Genomic DNA, 15,925 nt, shown 5'->3' with positions numbered 1-15,925 from the left:
ACTCATTCGATGGATTAATGTAAATCCGGCACTTCTTCACCACCTTTTTGCGCGGGTTGCTTGGCCGCGGCCGCGGCTTGTTCCTGCTGTTTTTGTTTATTGCCTTCGCCGAACATCACCGCGCCAGCCATGAATATGGCGCCGGCAATGGCGATGATAGGCAGGCGGCCGGGTTTGTCCATCCACAGCAGTATCCACTTGGGTTTGATCATGCCGATGATCAATATAACCACCGCCAATATCATTACGTTAAAACTGTAGTAGATCAAAGTATTCATGAATCGGAACCCTGTTTCCAGCAAGTTAAAGAGACATACATTATTATTAGCCGCGTGACCGTTGGCAATACACAATTCATTTTCATAATTTAGGAGGCGCTATGGGCGGCTTTGGTTTATTCGCAATAATGTTGTTGGTATTTGCGGTTTTGATGGTGTTCATGAGCGTTAAATCTGTTCCGCAAGGCATGGAGTACACCGTCGAACGCTTCGGTAAATATACCGCGACTTTGACGCCCGGCTTAAATATCATCATGCCGATCATCGACCGCATCGGCCGCAAGCTGAATATGATGGAACAGGTGCTGGACGTGCCGTCGCAAGAGGTGATTACCAAAGACAACGCGATGGTGCGGGTGGACGGGGTGATTTTTTACCAGATCATGGATGCTGCCAAAGCAGCCTATGAGGTCAATTTCCTGGACGTGGCGGTGATCAATCTGGTGATGACCAATATCCGCACCGTGATGGGTTCGATGGACCTGGACGAACTGCTGTCGCGCCGCGACGAAATCAACGCCCGCCTGCTAAACGTGGTCGACGAGGCCACCTCACCGTGGGGCATTAAAGTCACCCGTATCGAAATCAAGGACATTGCCCCGCCCAAAGATTTGGTGGATTCCATGGCCCGGCAAATGAAAGCCGAGCGGGAAAAACGCGCACAGATTCTGGAAGCAGAAGGTTTGCGGCAAGCGGAAATCTTGAAAGCCGAGGGATTGAAACAAGGCGCGATTTTGGATGCGGAAGGCCGTAAAGAAGCCGCGTTCCGCGACGCCGAAGCCCGCGAACGTCTGGCGGAAGCGGAAGCCCGCGCCACGATGATGGTGTCCGAAGCCATCTCCAAGGGCGACGTGCAAGCCATCAATTATTTCGTGGCGCAAAAATATATCGAATCCTTGAAAGACGTCGCCTCAGCCAACAACAGCAAGCTGATTTTTATGCCACTGGAAGCCTCCAGCGTCATCGGCGCGCTGGGCGGCATCGGCGAACTGGCTAAAGAAGCCTTAAACAAAAAGGCCTGATTATGGGGGAGCAAGATATTGTGTTTTGGTATTGGTGGGTGTTGGCGGTAGGATTTTTAGCCTTGGAAATCGTCGTCACCGGCTTCTTTTTTCTTTGGTTGGCGGTGTCGGCGTTCATCGTCGGCGCGGTGGTGCTGTTAGTGCCGACCACGCCGTTCAACGTGCAGTTATTGATGTTTTCCTTGTTGGCGGTGTTGTCGGTATTGGGCTGGCGCAAATACGCCCGCACCCGCGTCGTGGATGCCACCGATCATCCTTTATTGAATCAGCGCGGTGCGCAATACATCGGCCGCACCTTTTTTCTGATCGCGCCTATCGAGAATGGTCAGGGCAAGATTAAGGTGGATGATACCTTTTGGAAGGTGCACGGGGAGGATAGTCCGCTGGGGGCTAAGGTGAAAGTGGTGGCGGTTAAGGGGACGGTGTTTGAGGTGGAGGTTTGTGAGTGAGTTTGTTTTTCTTGAAACTGTAGGGTGTTTGTAATCGGGGGTTGATAGCATTGCTTTATGCGGGTTACTGACTAACAAGCGACTTAATTTTTTCGGCACATGACAGCAGATGGGTAAAGGCTATGTCTCCAACGCAATTTCGATACACTCTTTTAACATACATGGTGCTTGCTATATTGGGCGGCGTATTCGACTTTGTTTTCCCTTTTTTCATACCCGAATCACTAAGAAATGCTCAAGAAGCCAGCGACGCTAATCTGTCATTAATAGTGCTAATTTGTTTGGCAATATTGATTTTGGTTTTATTGGTGAGCCTCGCTGTGGTAATTGTAGGGTTGTACTTATTTCGTCCTTGGGCACGGCGTCTCGCTGTTGTTATCACGGTCCTTGCTTTATTTGTTTGGCCATTGCTTGGTATTAATGTTGCGTCAGGCTGGTCACTAGTTCTAACGGATCTCGCCGGTACGCTGTGGGGAGCAATCTTGGCATTGATTTTCTTTTCACCACTCAAAGAATGCTTTGATACAACTCAAATATCTACAAAACATGAAATTCGGTAGCTTCATATCTTCGTCGGGTGGGCACGGCTTTGCGTCGCTAACGCGACGGCTGGATTTAATGTCGATTCTCGGACCGACAACCGAGATACTTTCTTTTGCTCCGCCAAAAGAAAGTATCCAAAGAAAAGGCGGCCCGGATGCCGCTTTTATCCTGCGCTCCGAAGCTTTTATCGAGGGTCGGCAGAAGGGGCTTCCCAGCCCCTCCGCCGACGCACCGCATCCCTGCGGTGCCCCTTCGGGCTGTTCTCGATAAAAGCTCCGGTGCTCGGCGCGGCATACGGGAGAAAACCCCGTCCAGTGATTTGAAGCTTGATAGGCATCGCGTACCTTTTCGCTTTCGCCGCCACAGTGGTCTTCGACTTTTGCGGCTACCGAATCCAGCACATCCCGTATGTTTCCTCCCTGGGCAGCTAAAGTGCGCAATTACCCCTATTTCCCGGCATTGCCTGTATAATCCCCAGCAGAGTTGGCCGAACAGTCGCCGTTTTATGCAAATAAAAGGGAGGAAAGTCCGGGCTCCATAGGGCAGGGTGCCAGGTAATGCCTGGGAGGCGTGAGCCTACGGAAAGTGCCGCAGAAAATATACCGCCTGGTTTTTCGGAACCCGGTAAGGGTGAAATGGTGCGGTAAGAGCGCACCGCGCAACTGGTAACAGGTGTGGCAGGGTAAACCCCACCCGGAGCAAGATCAAATAGAGGAGCATTGGCGTGGCCCGCGCTGCTCCTGGGTAGATTGCTTGAGCGTCAGAGTGATCTGACGCCTAGATGAATGGCTGTTCAAGACAGAACCCGGCTTACAGGCCAACTCTTTCTCTTCTTTTTCTTTTGCAATCCGCAAAATACTCCATGACAGCAAAAACCGACGAATTTTTCCGCAAGGCAGATCAGTTGATTGCCGCCGGCCGCTTCATCGACAGCAAGGGCTGGGTGCCAGCCACCAGCGGCAATTTTTCCGCCAAACTCAGCGACGGCAATATTGCGATTACCGTATCCGGCCGCCATAAAGGCCGCTTGCAAACCGATGACATCATGTTGATCGACAGCAAAGGTCATTCCCTGGACGGCAAGAAGCCCTCGGCGGAAACGCTATTGCATACTTCACTGTACCAACGTTTTCCCGACGTCCAGGCGGTGCTACATCCCCATTCGATCAACGCCACGTTGACGGCGCGCTTGTTCAAACATGAGATCGTGCTGAAGGATTACGAACTGCTCAAGGCCTTTGCCGGCATCAATACCCATGAGACCCGCATTTCCATCCCGATTTTTGCTAACGATCAGGACATTCCCCGATTAGCCGACAAGGTGGACAATTACCTGAACCATCATACTCATGATGTTTACGGTTATATTATTGCCGGCCACGGTTTTTATACTTGGGGCGCATCGGTAGATGATGCCTTACGGCATCTGGAAGCACTGGAATTTTTATTCGACGTTGAAATTCGCCTACATGGAGTAACACGATTATGAGCGCATTAACCCTTTACCCTGCCGATCAACCTCAACAAGGCCATACGTTTCGCGACTTTGCAGCCATCGCCGAGCAACTAAAAGGGATTGGCGTACAGTTCGAACGCTGGCAGGCCGATTGCGAATTTTCGCAGGCGGATGATGCCGAAGCGGTACTAAAGGCTTATCAAAGCTCGATAGACAAACTCAAACAGCAATACAGTTTTCAGTCGGTGGACGTCATCAGCCTGAACGCAGACCATCCCAATAAAGAGGCCTTGCGGCAGAAGTTTTTGTCCGAGCATACCCACAGCGATTTTGAAGTGCGTTTCTTCGTAGAAGGCAAAGGGCTGTTTTATCTGCACGTCGGTGATCAAGTTTATGCGGTGCTGTGCGAGCAAGGCGATCTGATCAGTGTGCCTGCCAATACGACGCATTGGTTCGATATGGGTGAAAATCCGGCGTTTAAATGCATACGCCTGTTCACCACCGAAGACGGCTGGGTGGCGGATTTTACCGGCAATCCGATTGCAGAAAGTTTTCCGACGTTGGACCAATACGTCGCCGGCTTATGATCAAGGCTATCGTTACCGACATTGAGGGCACAACGTCATCGCTGTCGTTTGTTAAAGACGTGTTGTTTCCGTACGCCCGCGCCCGCTTGCCGGATTTTGTGAGACGCCATCGAGAGCAAGCCGAGATCAAGCTATTATTGGCCGATGCCAACCAGTTAGCCGGCGGCGAACTGGATGAGGACGCGCTGATTGCGCAGTTCATCCACTGGATAGATACCGATCAAAAGATTACGCCGTTGAAATCCTTACAGGGCTTGATCTGGCAGGAAGGCTATCGCAACACTGATTTTACCGGCCATGTCTACGAAGACGCTGTGCGCAATTTAAGAAACTGGTTTGGCCTGGGTTATAAGTTGTATGTCTATTCCTCCGGCTCGGTGCAGGCGCAAAAGCTGCTGTTTGGGTACAGCGACTTCGGCGATCTTACCCCCATATTTTCCGGTTACTTCGATACGCACATTGGGGGCAAGAAAGAGGCAACATCGTATGAGCGAATTGCCGCCGAGCTGGGCTTGCCGGCCGAACAAATCCTGTTTTTGTCGGATATAAAAGACGAATTGGACGCCGCCCGCCAGGCCGGCTTCGCGACTTGCTGGCTGGTCCGCGACCAGGCTCCCGACTCCGGCACTGAACACGTGCAAGTCAGCGATTTTGACGGCATTCATCTGTAAACCCGGCACTGTTTACCTATGAAAATAGCAATCTTGTCGCGCGACGCGACGCTGTATTCCAGCGTCCGGCTGCTGGAGGCCGCCGCCGCTCGCGGCCATGAGGCCAGGGTATTGGATCCGACCCACTGTTACATGAACATCACCTCCATGAAGCCGTCCATTCATTATATGGGTGAAAATCTGGTGGGTTACGACGCGGTTATTCCCCGCATCGGCGCGTCTATCACCTTTTACGGCACGGCGGTGCTTAGGCAATTCGAGGTAATGAACACCTTCGTCCTCAACAATTCTGCATCGATCAGCCGCTCCCGCGACAAACTGGCGTCCAGCCAGTTGCTGGCGCGCAAGGGTATAGATCTGCCGATTACCGCGTTTGCCCACAATCCGGACAACATCGAAGATCTAATCGCCGAAGTCGGCGGCGCGCCCCTGGTGATCAAACTGGTGGAAGGTTCGCAAGGCATAGGCGTCGTGCTGGCGGAAACTCATAACGCCGCGCATAGTGTGATTCAAGCCTTTATGGGCCTAAATGCCAACATCATGGTGCAGGAGTTCATTCAGGAAGCGGCAGGTAGCGATATTCGTTGCTTTGTCATCGGCGACAAGGTGGTGGCGGCAATGAAGCGGCAAGGCCGCGAAGGCGAGTTTCGTTCCAATCTGCATCGGGGCGGTACGGCCACGCTGGTCCGATTGACCCCGCAGGAACGCTCGGCGGCAGTGCGCGCCGCCAAAATCATGGGTCTCAATGTCTGCGGCGTAGATTTGCTGCGTTCCAAACGCGGACCGCTGGTGATGGAAGTCAATTCTTCCCCTGGTTTGGAAGGCATAGAAAAAACCAGCGACAAGGATATTGCCGGCTTGATGATCGAATATATTGAAAAGAATGTGGGGAAAAATAAATCCGGGTAATCGGTAACCCGGATTTAGTAAACAGAATAGTTAACGCGTTCGAGGGTGGAGCGCGGGTTGGGTAAGAAAACCCAGCCGATATTGGTTATTTTTCCAGCGTCACAAATGCCAGTTTGGAAATCCCGGCATGCTGCACTGTCGCCATCACTTCCGCAACTTTACCGTAATTCACGCCTTGATCGGCATAAATGTGAATAATTAGCTCGGGGTTGCCGGCCAATTCGTTCCTCAGCGTGGTATCCAACGCCGCTAAATCGGCCACGGCGTTTTTATTCAGGGTTACGGCACCTTGCGCGTCGATACCCAATTGCATAGGCTGTTTTTCCAAATCCGGCGTCGTGGAGGCCGTTTTCGGCAAAGCCACATTGACCGATTGGGTCAACAACGGTGCGGTGACCAACAAGATAATCACCAACACCAACATCACATCTACCAGCGGCGTAACATTAATCTCGCTAACCGGCCCATCGTCGTCTGAGTTTGTTTTAAATCCCATGTAATTAATCCTTGTTTTTACTGGTATTGATGTTTGAGTCGCCGAAGGCGATATGCAGGAAACCTTCGACGAAATTTTCCAGCGAAGCCCGATGGTGCTTGGCGCGACGCTGGAAGAAATTATAGGCCAACACTGCCGGAACGGCTACGGCGATACCGATAGCCGTAGCAATTAATGCATCACCGATTGGCCCGGCAACTACGTCCAAACTGGCCGAACCGCTGGCACTGATGTCGTGCATGGCATGCATAATGCCCAGTACCGTACCGAACAGGCCGACGAATGGCGCGGTGCTGCCGATACTGGCCAACATCGTCAAGCCGCTTTCCATTCGGCGCTGCTCGTCCTGCGTCTGTTTACGCAAGGTTTGTTCCAGCAAGTCTTGTGGAGAGCCACGAAACTTCAGGCTGGTGCAGGTTTCCGGATGGGTCATTTCCGCCAACCAGGCAAAGCCGCAGGCTGCAACGCGAGCTTTGGGGCCGCGTGCGGTTTCGGCGGGCAGTTGCTCGGCGGCTTTTAAATCAGTAGTGTCCCAAAAAGCGCTGTCGTATTGTTTGTTGTAATAATTATTCTTGGCAAACTGCCAGATTTTGAAAAAAATCAACGTCCACGTTATCAACGAAAACACCAGCAATGTGTAAAGGGTAGCGTCGATAACCGCTTCCGGGGCTATATGGTAGGGCATTAATCTCTCCGATTTTTATTCACGCAAAGTAAAAATTATTGGCACAATCACCGAACTGGCCACCGGCGTTTCGCCGCGTTTGGCCGGAATGAATTTCCATTTTTTCACGGCTTCCACCGCCGATTCGTCTAGCATCTCGTGGCCGCTGCTGTGCTCGACCGCCACCGAATCGCTTAAACCCTCCGGTGAGACTTGCACCCGTAACATCACCTTGCCCTGCCATCCGCGGCTTTTCGCAATCATCGGATATTCCGGCTTGGGGTTGTGGGCGTAGTTCGCCCGAAAATTGGCTTCGGTAAACTGCTCGGCGTTGGTTGCGGTCGTGTTGGTCGTCGTAGTCGTTACCGGCGCACTGCTCGCTGTATTGCTTACCGGTGTCGGCGGCGGCTCGGAAACCGGCTCAACCGGCGCATACTCAGGCGCCTTTTGCACGATGGGCGGCGCTTTTTTGGGTACCGGCTTTGGCTGCGGCTTTTTCGGCGGCGGCTCTTTTTTGGGTGGCGGCGGGGCGGGAGGTGGTGGGGCGGCGGCGGGCTTAGGCGCAGACATCGCAATCATCGATACTTCCATCATCAAAGGCTGCGCCGGCGTGACTTTTTCCTCGGGTTTCAATAATTGCTGCAAAGCCCAAACATGCAGCAACGCGACTAATAGCGTTAACAGCCTCAGCATGCTGGCGGGCCGTTCCTCTCCCCATAGCGTCCGCCAAAATGAGCCGGAACCGCTTGCCACTGCCGGCAGATAACCGCCGAACGACGCTAACTCTTTATTTTGCAAAGCATCCTCGTGGTTTTTAAATAAATACATATAAACTGTTGAATACAAAATTAAGCGCGATTCGAATTTAGCCGGGCATTGTAAATTAATACGTCTTAGCGCGACAGCCATCCTTACAGGAAACAACACTATCTAACCATTCCTTACTAAGACGTTTCAGCCGTCAAAATCCCCACTGGCTGATGACTGTTTCGGGCTAATTTACAATCTGTGGCATAATTTCCACTCCCGTCTTGTATCTCCGATTTATTCCATATGCCCGTAAAACACTCCGATCATACCCAGGGACAAGTCAACACACTGGCTTTAAGTGCGATAGGCGTGGTGTTTGGGGACATCGGCACCAGCCCTTTGTATGCGGTAAAAGAGGTTTTTCACGGCGGCTTGCCTACCGACGCCACCCACGTGCTCGGGGTGCTGTCCTTGATTTTTTGGGCTATCACCTTGGTGGTCACCACCAAATACGCGATTTTCATCATGCGCGCCGACAATAAGGGCGAAGGCGGCATCATGGCCTTGATGGCGTTGGCTTTGCAGGGGTCCAAAGATAATCCGGAACGCAAGGCATTTATCGTCACCATCGGCCTGCTTGGCGCCTCGTTGTTTTATGGCGACAGCATGATTACCCCGGCCATTTCGGTACTCAGCGCCGTGGAAGGTTTGCAAATCGTGGCGCCGCGCTTGGACCATTACGTTTTGCCAATTACCATTGTCGTACTCAGTGTTCTGTTTTTTATCCAGACCAAAGGCACCGGCAAAGTCGGCAGAATGTTTGCACCCATCATGTGTTTCTGGTTTGCCACGCTGGGTCTTTTGGGGGGCATCAGTATTGTCCAGCATCCGGATGTATTGATGGCAGTCAACCCCTATTACGCGGTCAGCTTATTAATAGAATTGGGCTGGAAAGGCTTTTTAATCATGGGCGCAGTGGTGTTGGCGATAACCGGCGCCGAAGCCTTATATGCCGATATGGGACATTTCGGCTTGAAACCAATTCGGCGCGCCTGGTTCTATTTCGTATTTCCGGCCTTGCTGCTGAATTACTTTGGTCAAGGCGCGTTGTTAATCGGCAATCCCAAAGCCGTCGAAAATCCGTTTTATTTGATGGCACCGCATTGGGCCCTGTATCCGTTGCTGATTCTGGCGACACTGTCCACCGTGATCGCCTCGCAAGCCGTCATTTCCGGGGCGTTTTCGGTAACCCGGCAAGCCATACAACTCGGTTACTGCCCCAGGATGAATGTTCGCCACACGTCCGGCGACGAAATGGGGCAAGTCTATTTACCTGCCGTGAATTGGTTGCTGATGGTTTCGGTGTTTATTCTGGTCTTGAGCTTCAGATCGTCGTCCGCATTGGCATCCGCTTACGGCATTGCGGTGACCGGCACGATGATTGTCGACACCATCCTGGCCTTTATCGTCATCCAGGCCCTATGGCAATGGAACAAAGCCACCAGCATTGCTTTTCTGTCGACCTTTTTGATTATCGACCTGCTGTTCCTGTCTTCCAACAGTCTGAAAATCCCGCACGGCGGCTGGTTGCCGCTGGTGGTGGGTACGGTGTTTTTCTTGATTATGACCACATGGATCAAAGGCAAGGAATTGTTAGCCAGATACCTGGACGAAAAACGGGTGTTGTTCGAGGACTTGGACGAACGCTTGAAAGACCGGCCTCTGGTTACGGTGCCCGGCACGGCTATCTATATGGCCCGGAGCGTACATGGTGTGCCGCAGGTTTTGCTGCATAACCTAGAGCACAACCATGTGATGCACAAAAAACTCATCGTGCTGACCATCGTGACCCGCGAAGAACCTTACGTGGATGAAGCCCATAGGGTCAAAATCCGCATGTTCGGCGATAGCGGTGGCTTTTATCGGGTGAAATTGTATTTCGGATTTCAGGAGGAACAGGACGTGCGCCGCGCCCTGCAACTTTGCTGCCACGAAGGCTTGGATATCGATCAAAAATCCGTATCGTTTTTTATCGGTAGCGAGAAACTGTCGTTCCGCCGCAAAAGCCCGATGCCGAAATGGCGGCGTTCCTTGTTCAGCTTCTTAACGCATAATTCCAGCAGCGCGATAGAGTATTTCAAAATCCCCGTCGAACGCGTGATCGAGCTGGGAATCCGCATCGAATTGTAGAAATCCACTGCGCGCCTCGGCGCGCTTAGTCGCCGCGTCTGCCGAAACGGCCACCCCAGCCGCCGCGCTGATGGTCGCCGTCGCTGTCCCTGCGCCCGAAACCGCGTTCCTGCCGCTCCGGCATCGATTGCTGCTGCAGGGATCTTTGTTCGGTATGCCGTTCACGATCAAAGTCCCGACGCCCCAAGTCCCGCCCCTGCCAACCGCCAACACGATGATCGAAATGCGGCGCAGGTAGGTGCCAGTCATGATGATCGTCGTGATGATGCTCCGGGCGATAACTCGGCTGCACATAGTAGCGGCCGTAAGTAATACTGGTACTCGGGCTGGAATAACTACGCCCGTAGCTTTGGTAATAACCGGGCGACGAGTAAGCACTGCCATAACCATAGTCACGCTGATAATAGCCGGTCGCACAACCCGACAGGGTTAATACGGCGATAGTAAGAATGCTGACTTGTATGGTTTTCATGACTGCCTCTTGGCTGGTTGGCCCTCTAATGTAAAGTTGGGCTTAGCATATCCGAGGCAGACTTAATCGATGCTTAACCTCAGGCGCCGACCCAAAAATGTTCCGGCTCGGCAATCACCGGGTTGCTTAGCGCGCCGATGCCTTCAATCTCGATACGCACGGTTTGCCCCGGCTTCAGATAACCGCGCGGCTTCATTTTGACACCCACCCCGGCCGGTGTACCGGTACTGATCACATCGCCCGGCTCCAAAGTCATCACTTGCGTCAGATAAGCAATCAACTCGTAACAATTAAAAATCATCTCGCCGGTATTACCGTTTTGCCGTAACTCCTCGCCCACCCAGGTTTTTAAACTTAGATTATGCGGATCGGCGATTTCGTCGGCCGTCACCAGCCATGGCCCCAGTGGACCATGAGTATCGAAGGATTTTCCCAAGGTCCAGGTCGGTGTGCGTTGCTGCCAATCGCGCACCGTCACATCGTTGCAAATGGTGTAGCCAGCGATGACTTCATGCGCTTGCTCGACAGGCACCTGTTTGCAGCGCTTTCCAATCACAAACGCCAACTCACCTTCGTAATCAACCTTGTCCGACACCGGCGGCAGATGAATCGCGTCGCCATCGGCGATGACGCAGGTACTTTGTTTGGTGAAAAAGGTCGGATATTCCGGTTTTTCCATACCGGTTTCACCGATGTGATCGGCGTAATTCAAACCAACACCCAACAGCTTGCCGGGACGCGGAATCGGCGCCAGCAACTGCACGTCGCCTAGGCCGATGCGCTTGCCGCCAGCAGTGATCAATGTTTGCAGCGCTTGTTGCGCCGACTCCCCAGCCGCCAGAAAATCGAGCATATTGTCGGGCAAATCCGAGCCAGCCGGGACGATTTGCTCGCCAACCAGTGCGCCAATATGTGCTTGACCATTGTATTTATAGCTCAGTAGTTTCATACCGAATCAACTCTTCATCCAAACAAAATCCGCATTGTATCGCAGTGCCGGTATCGACCAGTAAAACCCGCGAACTGGACGTCTTATTTCTAAGCAGTGTCCAGTTATTGGACGCCCATTCTTTAAAAAGCGCCGGCTCCAAGCTATAGGCAATGCCACCTAAGACATTGTTAATAAAAGGCTTAATCAAATAACGCAATACTGGCACACGTGTTGCACTCTGACCACCGAGGCTGGCGTCAGTCCAGGCCAATCAGCGCTTTAAGGCAACGGAAAGTCACCGCTTAGCTTAATGACGACAGCCTCGCCATTCTTATAACACCACAACGAGGATTCAATATGGCTATAAGCACCGCTACAAAAGCCGCAACCGACGCATTGGCCGCCAATCCGGCGCCTGTTAGCGTAGGGGCACAGGAGGTTCACAGATGGATGCAGAGCTTTACCTGGGATTTTGATAAGAATCGCACCAAGTATTCGACCAAATACAAAATGGCCAACGATACCAAGGAGCAATTCAAGCTAATCGCTAAAGAATATGCCCGCATGGAATCGGTGAAGGACGAGCGTCAATTCGGCAGCTTGCAAGACGTGTTGACGCGGGTGGATGCCGCGAACCGCGTGCATCCGAAATGGAATGAGTCGATGAAGGTCATCTCCAACTTCCTGGAAGTGGGCGAATACAACGCCATTGCCGCGACCGGCATGCTGTGGGATTCGGCAACCGCGCCCGAACAAAAAAACGGTTACTTGGGCCAAGTGCTGGACGAAATTCGTCACACCAATCAATGTGCTTACATCAACTATTACTTTGCCAAACAAGGGCAAGACGCTGCCGGTCATAACGATGCCCGCCGCACTCGGGCCATTGGTCCGCTGTGGAAAGGCATGAAACGGGTATTCTCGGACGGCTTTATTTCCGGTGACGCGGTGGAATGCTCCATCAACCTGCAGTTGGTCGGCGAAGCCTGCTTTACCAATCCATTGATCGTGGCCGTAACCGAATGGGCGTCCGCCAACGGCGACGAAATGACGCCGACCGTGTTCTTGTCCATCGAAACCGACGAGTTGCGTCACATGGCTAACGGTTATCAAACCGTGGTATCCATCGCCAACGACGAAGCGGCTTCGAAATATCTGAATACCGATTTGAACAACGCCTTCTGGACCCAACAAAAATACTTCACACCGGTATTGGGCATGATGTTCGAGTACGGCAGTCATTTCAAAGTCGAGCCTTGGGTGAAAACCTGGAACCGCTGGGTGTACGAAGATTGGGGCGGTATCTGGATCGGCCGTTTGGGCAAATACGGCGTCGAGTCGCCACGCAGCTTGCGCGACGCCAAAAAAGACGCTTACTGGGCGCATCACGACTTGTTCCTGATCGCTTATGCCTTATGGCCCACCGGCTTCTTCCGTTTGAGCCTGCCGACCCAGGAAGAGGCTGAGTGGTACGAAGCCAACTACCCAGGCTGGTACGACATGTACGGCAAAGTCTACGACGAATGGCGCGCCCGTGGTTGCGAAGATCCCAGCAGCGGCTTTCTACCCATCCAATGGTTCATCGAAAACAACCATCCGATCTATATCGACCGGGTTTCGCAAGTACCGTTCTGCCCGAGTTACTGCAAAGGCGAAAGCACCTTGCGGGTACTGGAATACAACGGCAAAAAACATTCCTTCAGCGACCAATGGGGCGAAAGAATGTGGCTGTCCGAGCCTGAGCGTTATGAGTGCCAAAACATCTTCGAACAATACGAAGGCCGCGAGTTGTCCGAGGTGATTGCCGAAGGCTTTGGCGTGCGTAGCGACGGCAAAACCCTGATCAGCCAGCCACACACCAACAAAGACGGCAAGTTGTGGACGCTGGACGACATCAAAAAGATTAACTGCGTGTTTTCCGATCCTTTGAAAGCCCTGTAATCGTTTCAATTCTTTAAGGAAATAGCTTATGTCTATAGAAGTAAATGGCGGCAGACGCGGCCTGACCGACCCGGAAATTGCCGCAGTGATCATGGCCGCAGTGCCGGACAAACCTCTGGAAACCCAGCGCAAAATGAACTACTTCATGAAGCCGCGCGGCAAGCGGATCAATGAATACGAAGTGTTGTGCTGCTATAGCCAGCCCACACCGGACTGGATTCCCGGCGGTTTGGACTGGGGTGATTGGACTCAAAAGTTCCATGGCGGCCGTCCGTCTTGGAGTAACGAATCCACCGAAATGCGCAGCTCGGATTGGCTGGCGCACCGCGATCCAGCCTTTCGTTGGCATGCGCTGTACGTCAAGGATAAAGCCGAAGAGTGGCGCTATACCGACCGCTTCCTGAAAGCCTATTCCGCCGACGGCCATGTGCGTTCCATCGATCCGGTCTGGCGCGATGAAGTATTGGGCGATTATCTCGGCGCCTTCGGCTTTTACGAGTATGGCTTGTTCAATTCGCACTCCTCCGTGGTGCGCGATTGCCTGGGCGACACCTTGCGGATGAGCAGTGCGATGATCGGTTTGGACAAGGTCGATAACGCGCAAATGATTCAAGCGGAACGAACCTTTTTGTCTAAATTGGTGCCGGGCTTCCCCGAGTCCACCGACATTCCTAAACAGGAATGGACTAAAGGCGCGATTTTCAAAGGCGCCAGGGAACTGGTACAGGATATTTGGCAAGCCACCTATGACTGGAATGAAATCTTGTTCTCGGGTCATATGATTTGCGATCCGATCTTCGGTCAATTTGTACGCCGGGAGTTCTTTATGCGTTTGTCGTCTTACTACGGCGACAACTTGACCCCGTTCTTTATCAATCAAATGCAGTTGTATTTCTCGCAAACCAAAGGCATCACCACCGACATGTTCCATACCTGTCTGGGTGCCGATGTGGAGTTTGGTGATTACAACAACCGGCTGATGCGGGCCTGGGCCAATAAATGGCTGCCCAGAACCGTTAATGCGCTGAAGGACTTCATGGCAATTTACGCCACGATTCCGGAAATCAAAGGCGTCAGCGACAAAGCCGCCATCGAAGCCGCGTTGGTCAGGGTGTTTGCCGATTGGAAACGCGATTTTGCCGATCCGATTAACTACAAAGTCGATACCGCCGCCCTCGTCAAAACCGTGTTAAGCGGACTCAAATAAGGAAAACTCATGTCGAAAAGTTCAAATGCTTACAACGCAGGCATCATGCAAAAACACGGCAAAGCCTTTGCCGATGAATACTTTGCCGAAGACAACCAGGTCGTACATGAAAGCCACGAAGTGGTGCTGGTTCTGAAAAAATCCGATGAACTCAACACCGTGGTGGAAGAGATTTTGCTGGGGTCGCATAAAGCGGACAACCCCACGCTGGTGGTGGAAGACCGCGCCGGTTTTTGGTGGTTGAAAGCCACCGGCAAAATCGAGATCGACTGCGTCGAAGTCTCGGAATTACTGGGCAAGCACTACAGTGTTTACGATCTGTTGGTGGATGTGTCGTCCACCATCGGCCGAGCTTATACCCTGGGCGAGACCTTCACCATCACGTCCGAGTTGATGGGTCTTGACGTCAAACTGAAAGACTTGGCTGCGGCGTAGGAGAACACCATGGCAAATATTCATGACAATCCCACCCGTAATGCCTGGATGGCCAAAATTGCCACGCTGGATACCCTGGCAAAGGCGCACGCCTTCATTACTGACTTCCGCGCCAAGCACATGAGCCCGTTCAAAACCGATTGGTCGCTGGAATTGGATGGCCTGTGGATCGAGTTGAAAATCGAAGAAAAGCTGGCGCTGTTGAAACATAAGGAATTCAACGACACCCAATTGCTCAACAATTGCACCTGCGGCGCCAATGCCCAGCAAGTGGCCAATGAGGTGATCGTCAAAATGGAGGCATGCACGGACATGTACGAAGCGGAGCGCATTCACATTAACTTCCGGCTGGCTTGCAAGCCGCCCGTTATGCCGGTCAACGTGTTTCTGGACACCGACCGCCTGTTGGGGACCAAGTTGATGGAACTGCGCAACACCGACTACTACGCCTTGCCGTTAGAGGAATTGCGTAAGAAACGCGGTGTGAAAGTGGTTACCTTGCAGTAATCGTCCGGCAGGATGCGCCACGCTGTGCGCGTGGCGCATCCTTTATAGCCAACAAACCGATAGCGGACAAAATCTGCTGGTCACTCACATAGCCGTGAGCGAGATGGCGTTTGTGTGCGCTTCGATCTTAACGAACCATTTCATAGAATCAGTATTATGGATTTTTTCTCAAATTTTAAGTCGGCGGTTGCGCCCGCATTTCCGAGTGAAGCCGACAAACTCACCACGCTATACGACACCGCGCCCTACGCTGCTTTCTGCGAAGATCTGGAGTTTATGTGGCGCTGGACCATCTACCGTGACCAAAAACTGGTGCAGGAAGGCTGCTCGCTAACCCTGGATGCATCGCGGCGTGCGGTTGACCACGTATTGGCATTTTTCAGCGTGTCGGCCAAAAGCCAATGCCTTGGAGAATGA

19 protein-coding genes and 1 other RNA gene are annotated in these 15,925 nt (G+C 52.5%); 14 read left to right on the top strand and 6 right to left on the bottom strand.

What is annotated here, in order from left to right:
- Nucleotides 1-14: 14 nt before the first annotated feature.
- Complete coding sequence (locus EBB_RS03975) at nucleotides 15-278, bottom strand: hypothetical protein (protein ID WP_192392571.1); 264 nt, start codon at nucleotides 276-278, stop codon at nucleotides 15-17.
- Between the two features lie 101 nt (nucleotides 279-379).
- On the opposite strand from EBB_RS03975, the gene EBB_RS03970 reads away from it, so the two are divergent.
- The 8 genes from EBB_RS03970 (at nucleotide 380) to rimK (ending at nucleotide 5,915) form a co-directional block, all read left to right on the top strand.
- Nucleotides 380-1,300 carry an SPFH domain-containing protein gene (locus tag EBB_RS03970; RefSeq protein WP_192392570.1) on the top strand — a complete coding sequence of 307 codons (921 nt, stop codon included), beginning with the start codon at nucleotides 380-382 and terminating at the stop codon, nucleotides 1,298-1,300.
- Nucleotides 1,301-1,302: 2 nt separating this feature from the next.
- On the top strand, nucleotides 1,303-1,749 hold the full coding sequence (locus EBB_RS03965) for an NfeD family protein (protein WP_192392569.1): 447 nt from the start codon (nucleotides 1,303-1,305) through the stop codon (nucleotides 1,747-1,749).
- A gap of 122 nt (nucleotides 1,750-1,871) precedes the next feature.
- Nucleotides 1,872-2,309 (top strand): hypothetical protein, encoded by a 438-nt coding sequence (locus EBB_RS03960; protein ID WP_192392568.1) that lies wholly within the window; start codon nucleotides 1,872-1,874, stop codon nucleotides 2,307-2,309.
- Nucleotides 2,310-2,771: 462 nt separating this feature from the next.
- Nucleotides 2,772-3,121: RNase P RNA component class A (gene rnpB, locus EBB_RS03955), an RNA gene on the top strand.
- Between the two features lie 33 nt (nucleotides 3,122-3,154).
- Nucleotides 3,155-3,781, top strand: coding sequence for a methylthioribulose 1-phosphate dehydratase (locus EBB_RS03950; protein WP_192392567.1), 627 nt, complete (start codon nucleotides 3,155-3,157; stop codon nucleotides 3,779-3,781).
- Nucleotides 3,778-4,335 carry a 1,2-dihydroxy-3-keto-5-methylthiopentene dioxygenase gene (locus EBB_RS03945; RefSeq protein ID WP_192392566.1) on the top strand — a complete coding sequence of 186 codons (558 nt, stop codon included), beginning with the start codon at nucleotides 3,778-3,780 and terminating at the stop codon, nucleotides 4,333-4,335. Before EBB_RS03950 ends, EBB_RS03945 begins: the two co-directional genes overlap by 4 nt.
- Nucleotides 4,332-5,006: an acireductone synthase gene (gene mtnC / locus EBB_RS03940; protein ID WP_192392565.1), complete on the top strand. Its 675-nt coding sequence runs from the start codon at nucleotides 4,332-4,334 to the stop codon at nucleotides 5,004-5,006. The genes EBB_RS03945 and mtnC overlap by 4 nt, the downstream gene beginning before the upstream one ends.
- 18 nt (nucleotides 5,007-5,024) lie before the next feature.
- Nucleotides 5,025-5,915, top strand: coding sequence for a 30S ribosomal protein S6--L-glutamate ligase (gene rimK / locus EBB_RS03935; RefSeq protein ID WP_192392564.1), 891 nt, complete (start codon nucleotides 5,025-5,027; stop codon nucleotides 5,913-5,915).
- A gap of 85 nt (nucleotides 5,916-6,000) precedes the next feature.
- Here the strand turns inward: rimK and EBB_RS03930 are convergent, their stop codons facing one another.
- Genes EBB_RS03930 through EBB_RS03920 form a run of 3 tightly spaced genes read right to left on the bottom strand, consistent with a single transcriptional unit; the run spans nucleotide 6,001 to nucleotide 7,903 of the window.
- The gene (locus EBB_RS03930; RefSeq protein ID WP_033157489.1) at nucleotides 6,001-6,411 is read right to left on the bottom strand and encodes an ExbD/TolR family protein; all 411 of its coding nucleotides are present in this window, start codon (nucleotides 6,409-6,411) and stop codon (nucleotides 6,001-6,003) included.
- A gap of 4 nt (nucleotides 6,412-6,415) precedes the next feature.
- The gene (locus EBB_RS03925; protein ID WP_192392563.1) at nucleotides 6,416-7,096 is read right to left on the bottom strand and encodes a MotA/TolQ/ExbB proton channel family protein; all 681 of its coding nucleotides are present in this window, start codon (nucleotides 7,094-7,096) and stop codon (nucleotides 6,416-6,418) included.
- Between the two features lie 15 nt (nucleotides 7,097-7,111).
- Entirely contained in the window at nucleotides 7,112-7,903 is a 792-nt protein-coding gene (locus EBB_RS03920) for an energy transducer TonB (RefSeq protein WP_225587228.1), read from the bottom strand.
- A 225-nt stretch (nucleotides 7,904-8,128) separates the two neighbouring features.
- Between EBB_RS03920 and EBB_RS03915 the strand changes: the two genes are divergently transcribed.
- Nucleotides 8,129-10,015: a potassium transporter Kup gene (locus EBB_RS03915; RefSeq protein ID WP_192392562.1), complete on the top strand. Its 1,887-nt coding sequence runs from the start codon at nucleotides 8,129-8,131 to the stop codon at nucleotides 10,013-10,015.
- Between the two features lie 25 nt (nucleotides 10,016-10,040).
- Here the strand turns inward: EBB_RS03915 and EBB_RS03910 are convergent, their stop codons facing one another.
- Nucleotides 10,041-10,487, bottom strand: coding sequence for a hypothetical protein (locus EBB_RS03910; RefSeq protein ID WP_192392561.1), 447 nt, complete (start codon nucleotides 10,485-10,487; stop codon nucleotides 10,041-10,043).
- Between the two features lie 79 nt (nucleotides 10,488-10,566).
- A complete protein-coding gene (locus tag EBB_RS03905) occupies nucleotides 10,567-11,436 on the bottom strand; it encodes a fumarylacetoacetate hydrolase family protein (protein WP_192392560.1) in 870 nt (289 codons plus the stop codon).
- Nucleotides 11,437-11,775: 339 nt separating this feature from the next.
- Between EBB_RS03905 and mmoX the strand changes: the two genes are divergently transcribed.
- From mmoX to mmoD, 5 genes are all read left to right on the top strand, one after another.
- Entirely contained in the window at nucleotides 11,776-13,359 is a 1,584-nt protein-coding gene (gene mmoX, locus EBB_RS03900) for an aromatic/alkene monooxygenase hydroxylase subunit alpha (protein WP_192392559.1), read from the top strand.
- 28 nt (nucleotides 13,360-13,387) lie between these two features.
- Entirely contained in the window at nucleotides 13,388-14,566 is a 1,179-nt protein-coding gene (gene mmoY / locus EBB_RS03895) for an aromatic/alkene monooxygenase hydroxylase subunit beta (protein WP_192392558.1), read from the top strand.
- 9 nt (nucleotides 14,567-14,575) lie between these two features.
- Complete coding sequence (mmoB, locus tag EBB_RS03890) at nucleotides 14,576-15,001, top strand: methane monooxygenase regulator MmoB (protein WP_192392557.1); 426 nt, start codon at nucleotides 14,576-14,578, stop codon at nucleotides 14,999-15,001.
- A 9-nt stretch (nucleotides 15,002-15,010) separates the two neighbouring features.
- Nucleotides 15,011-15,508: an aromatic/alkene monooxygenase hydroxylase subunit gamma gene (mmoZ, locus tag EBB_RS03885; RefSeq protein WP_192392556.1), complete on the top strand. Its 498-nt coding sequence runs from the start codon at nucleotides 15,011-15,013 to the stop codon at nucleotides 15,506-15,508.
- Between the two features lie 156 nt (nucleotides 15,509-15,664).
- Entirely contained in the window at nucleotides 15,665-15,925 is a 261-nt protein-coding gene (gene mmoD / locus EBB_RS03880; protein WP_192392555.1) for a soluble methane monooxygenase-binding protein MmoD, read from the top strand.

This window comes from Methylomonas fluvii, from assembly GCF_014850975.1.
GTDB lineage: Bacteria > Pseudomonadota > Gammaproteobacteria > Methylococcales > Methylomonadaceae > Methylomonas > Methylomonas fluvii.
This window is presented reverse-complemented; position numbering and strand designations above follow the sequence as displayed.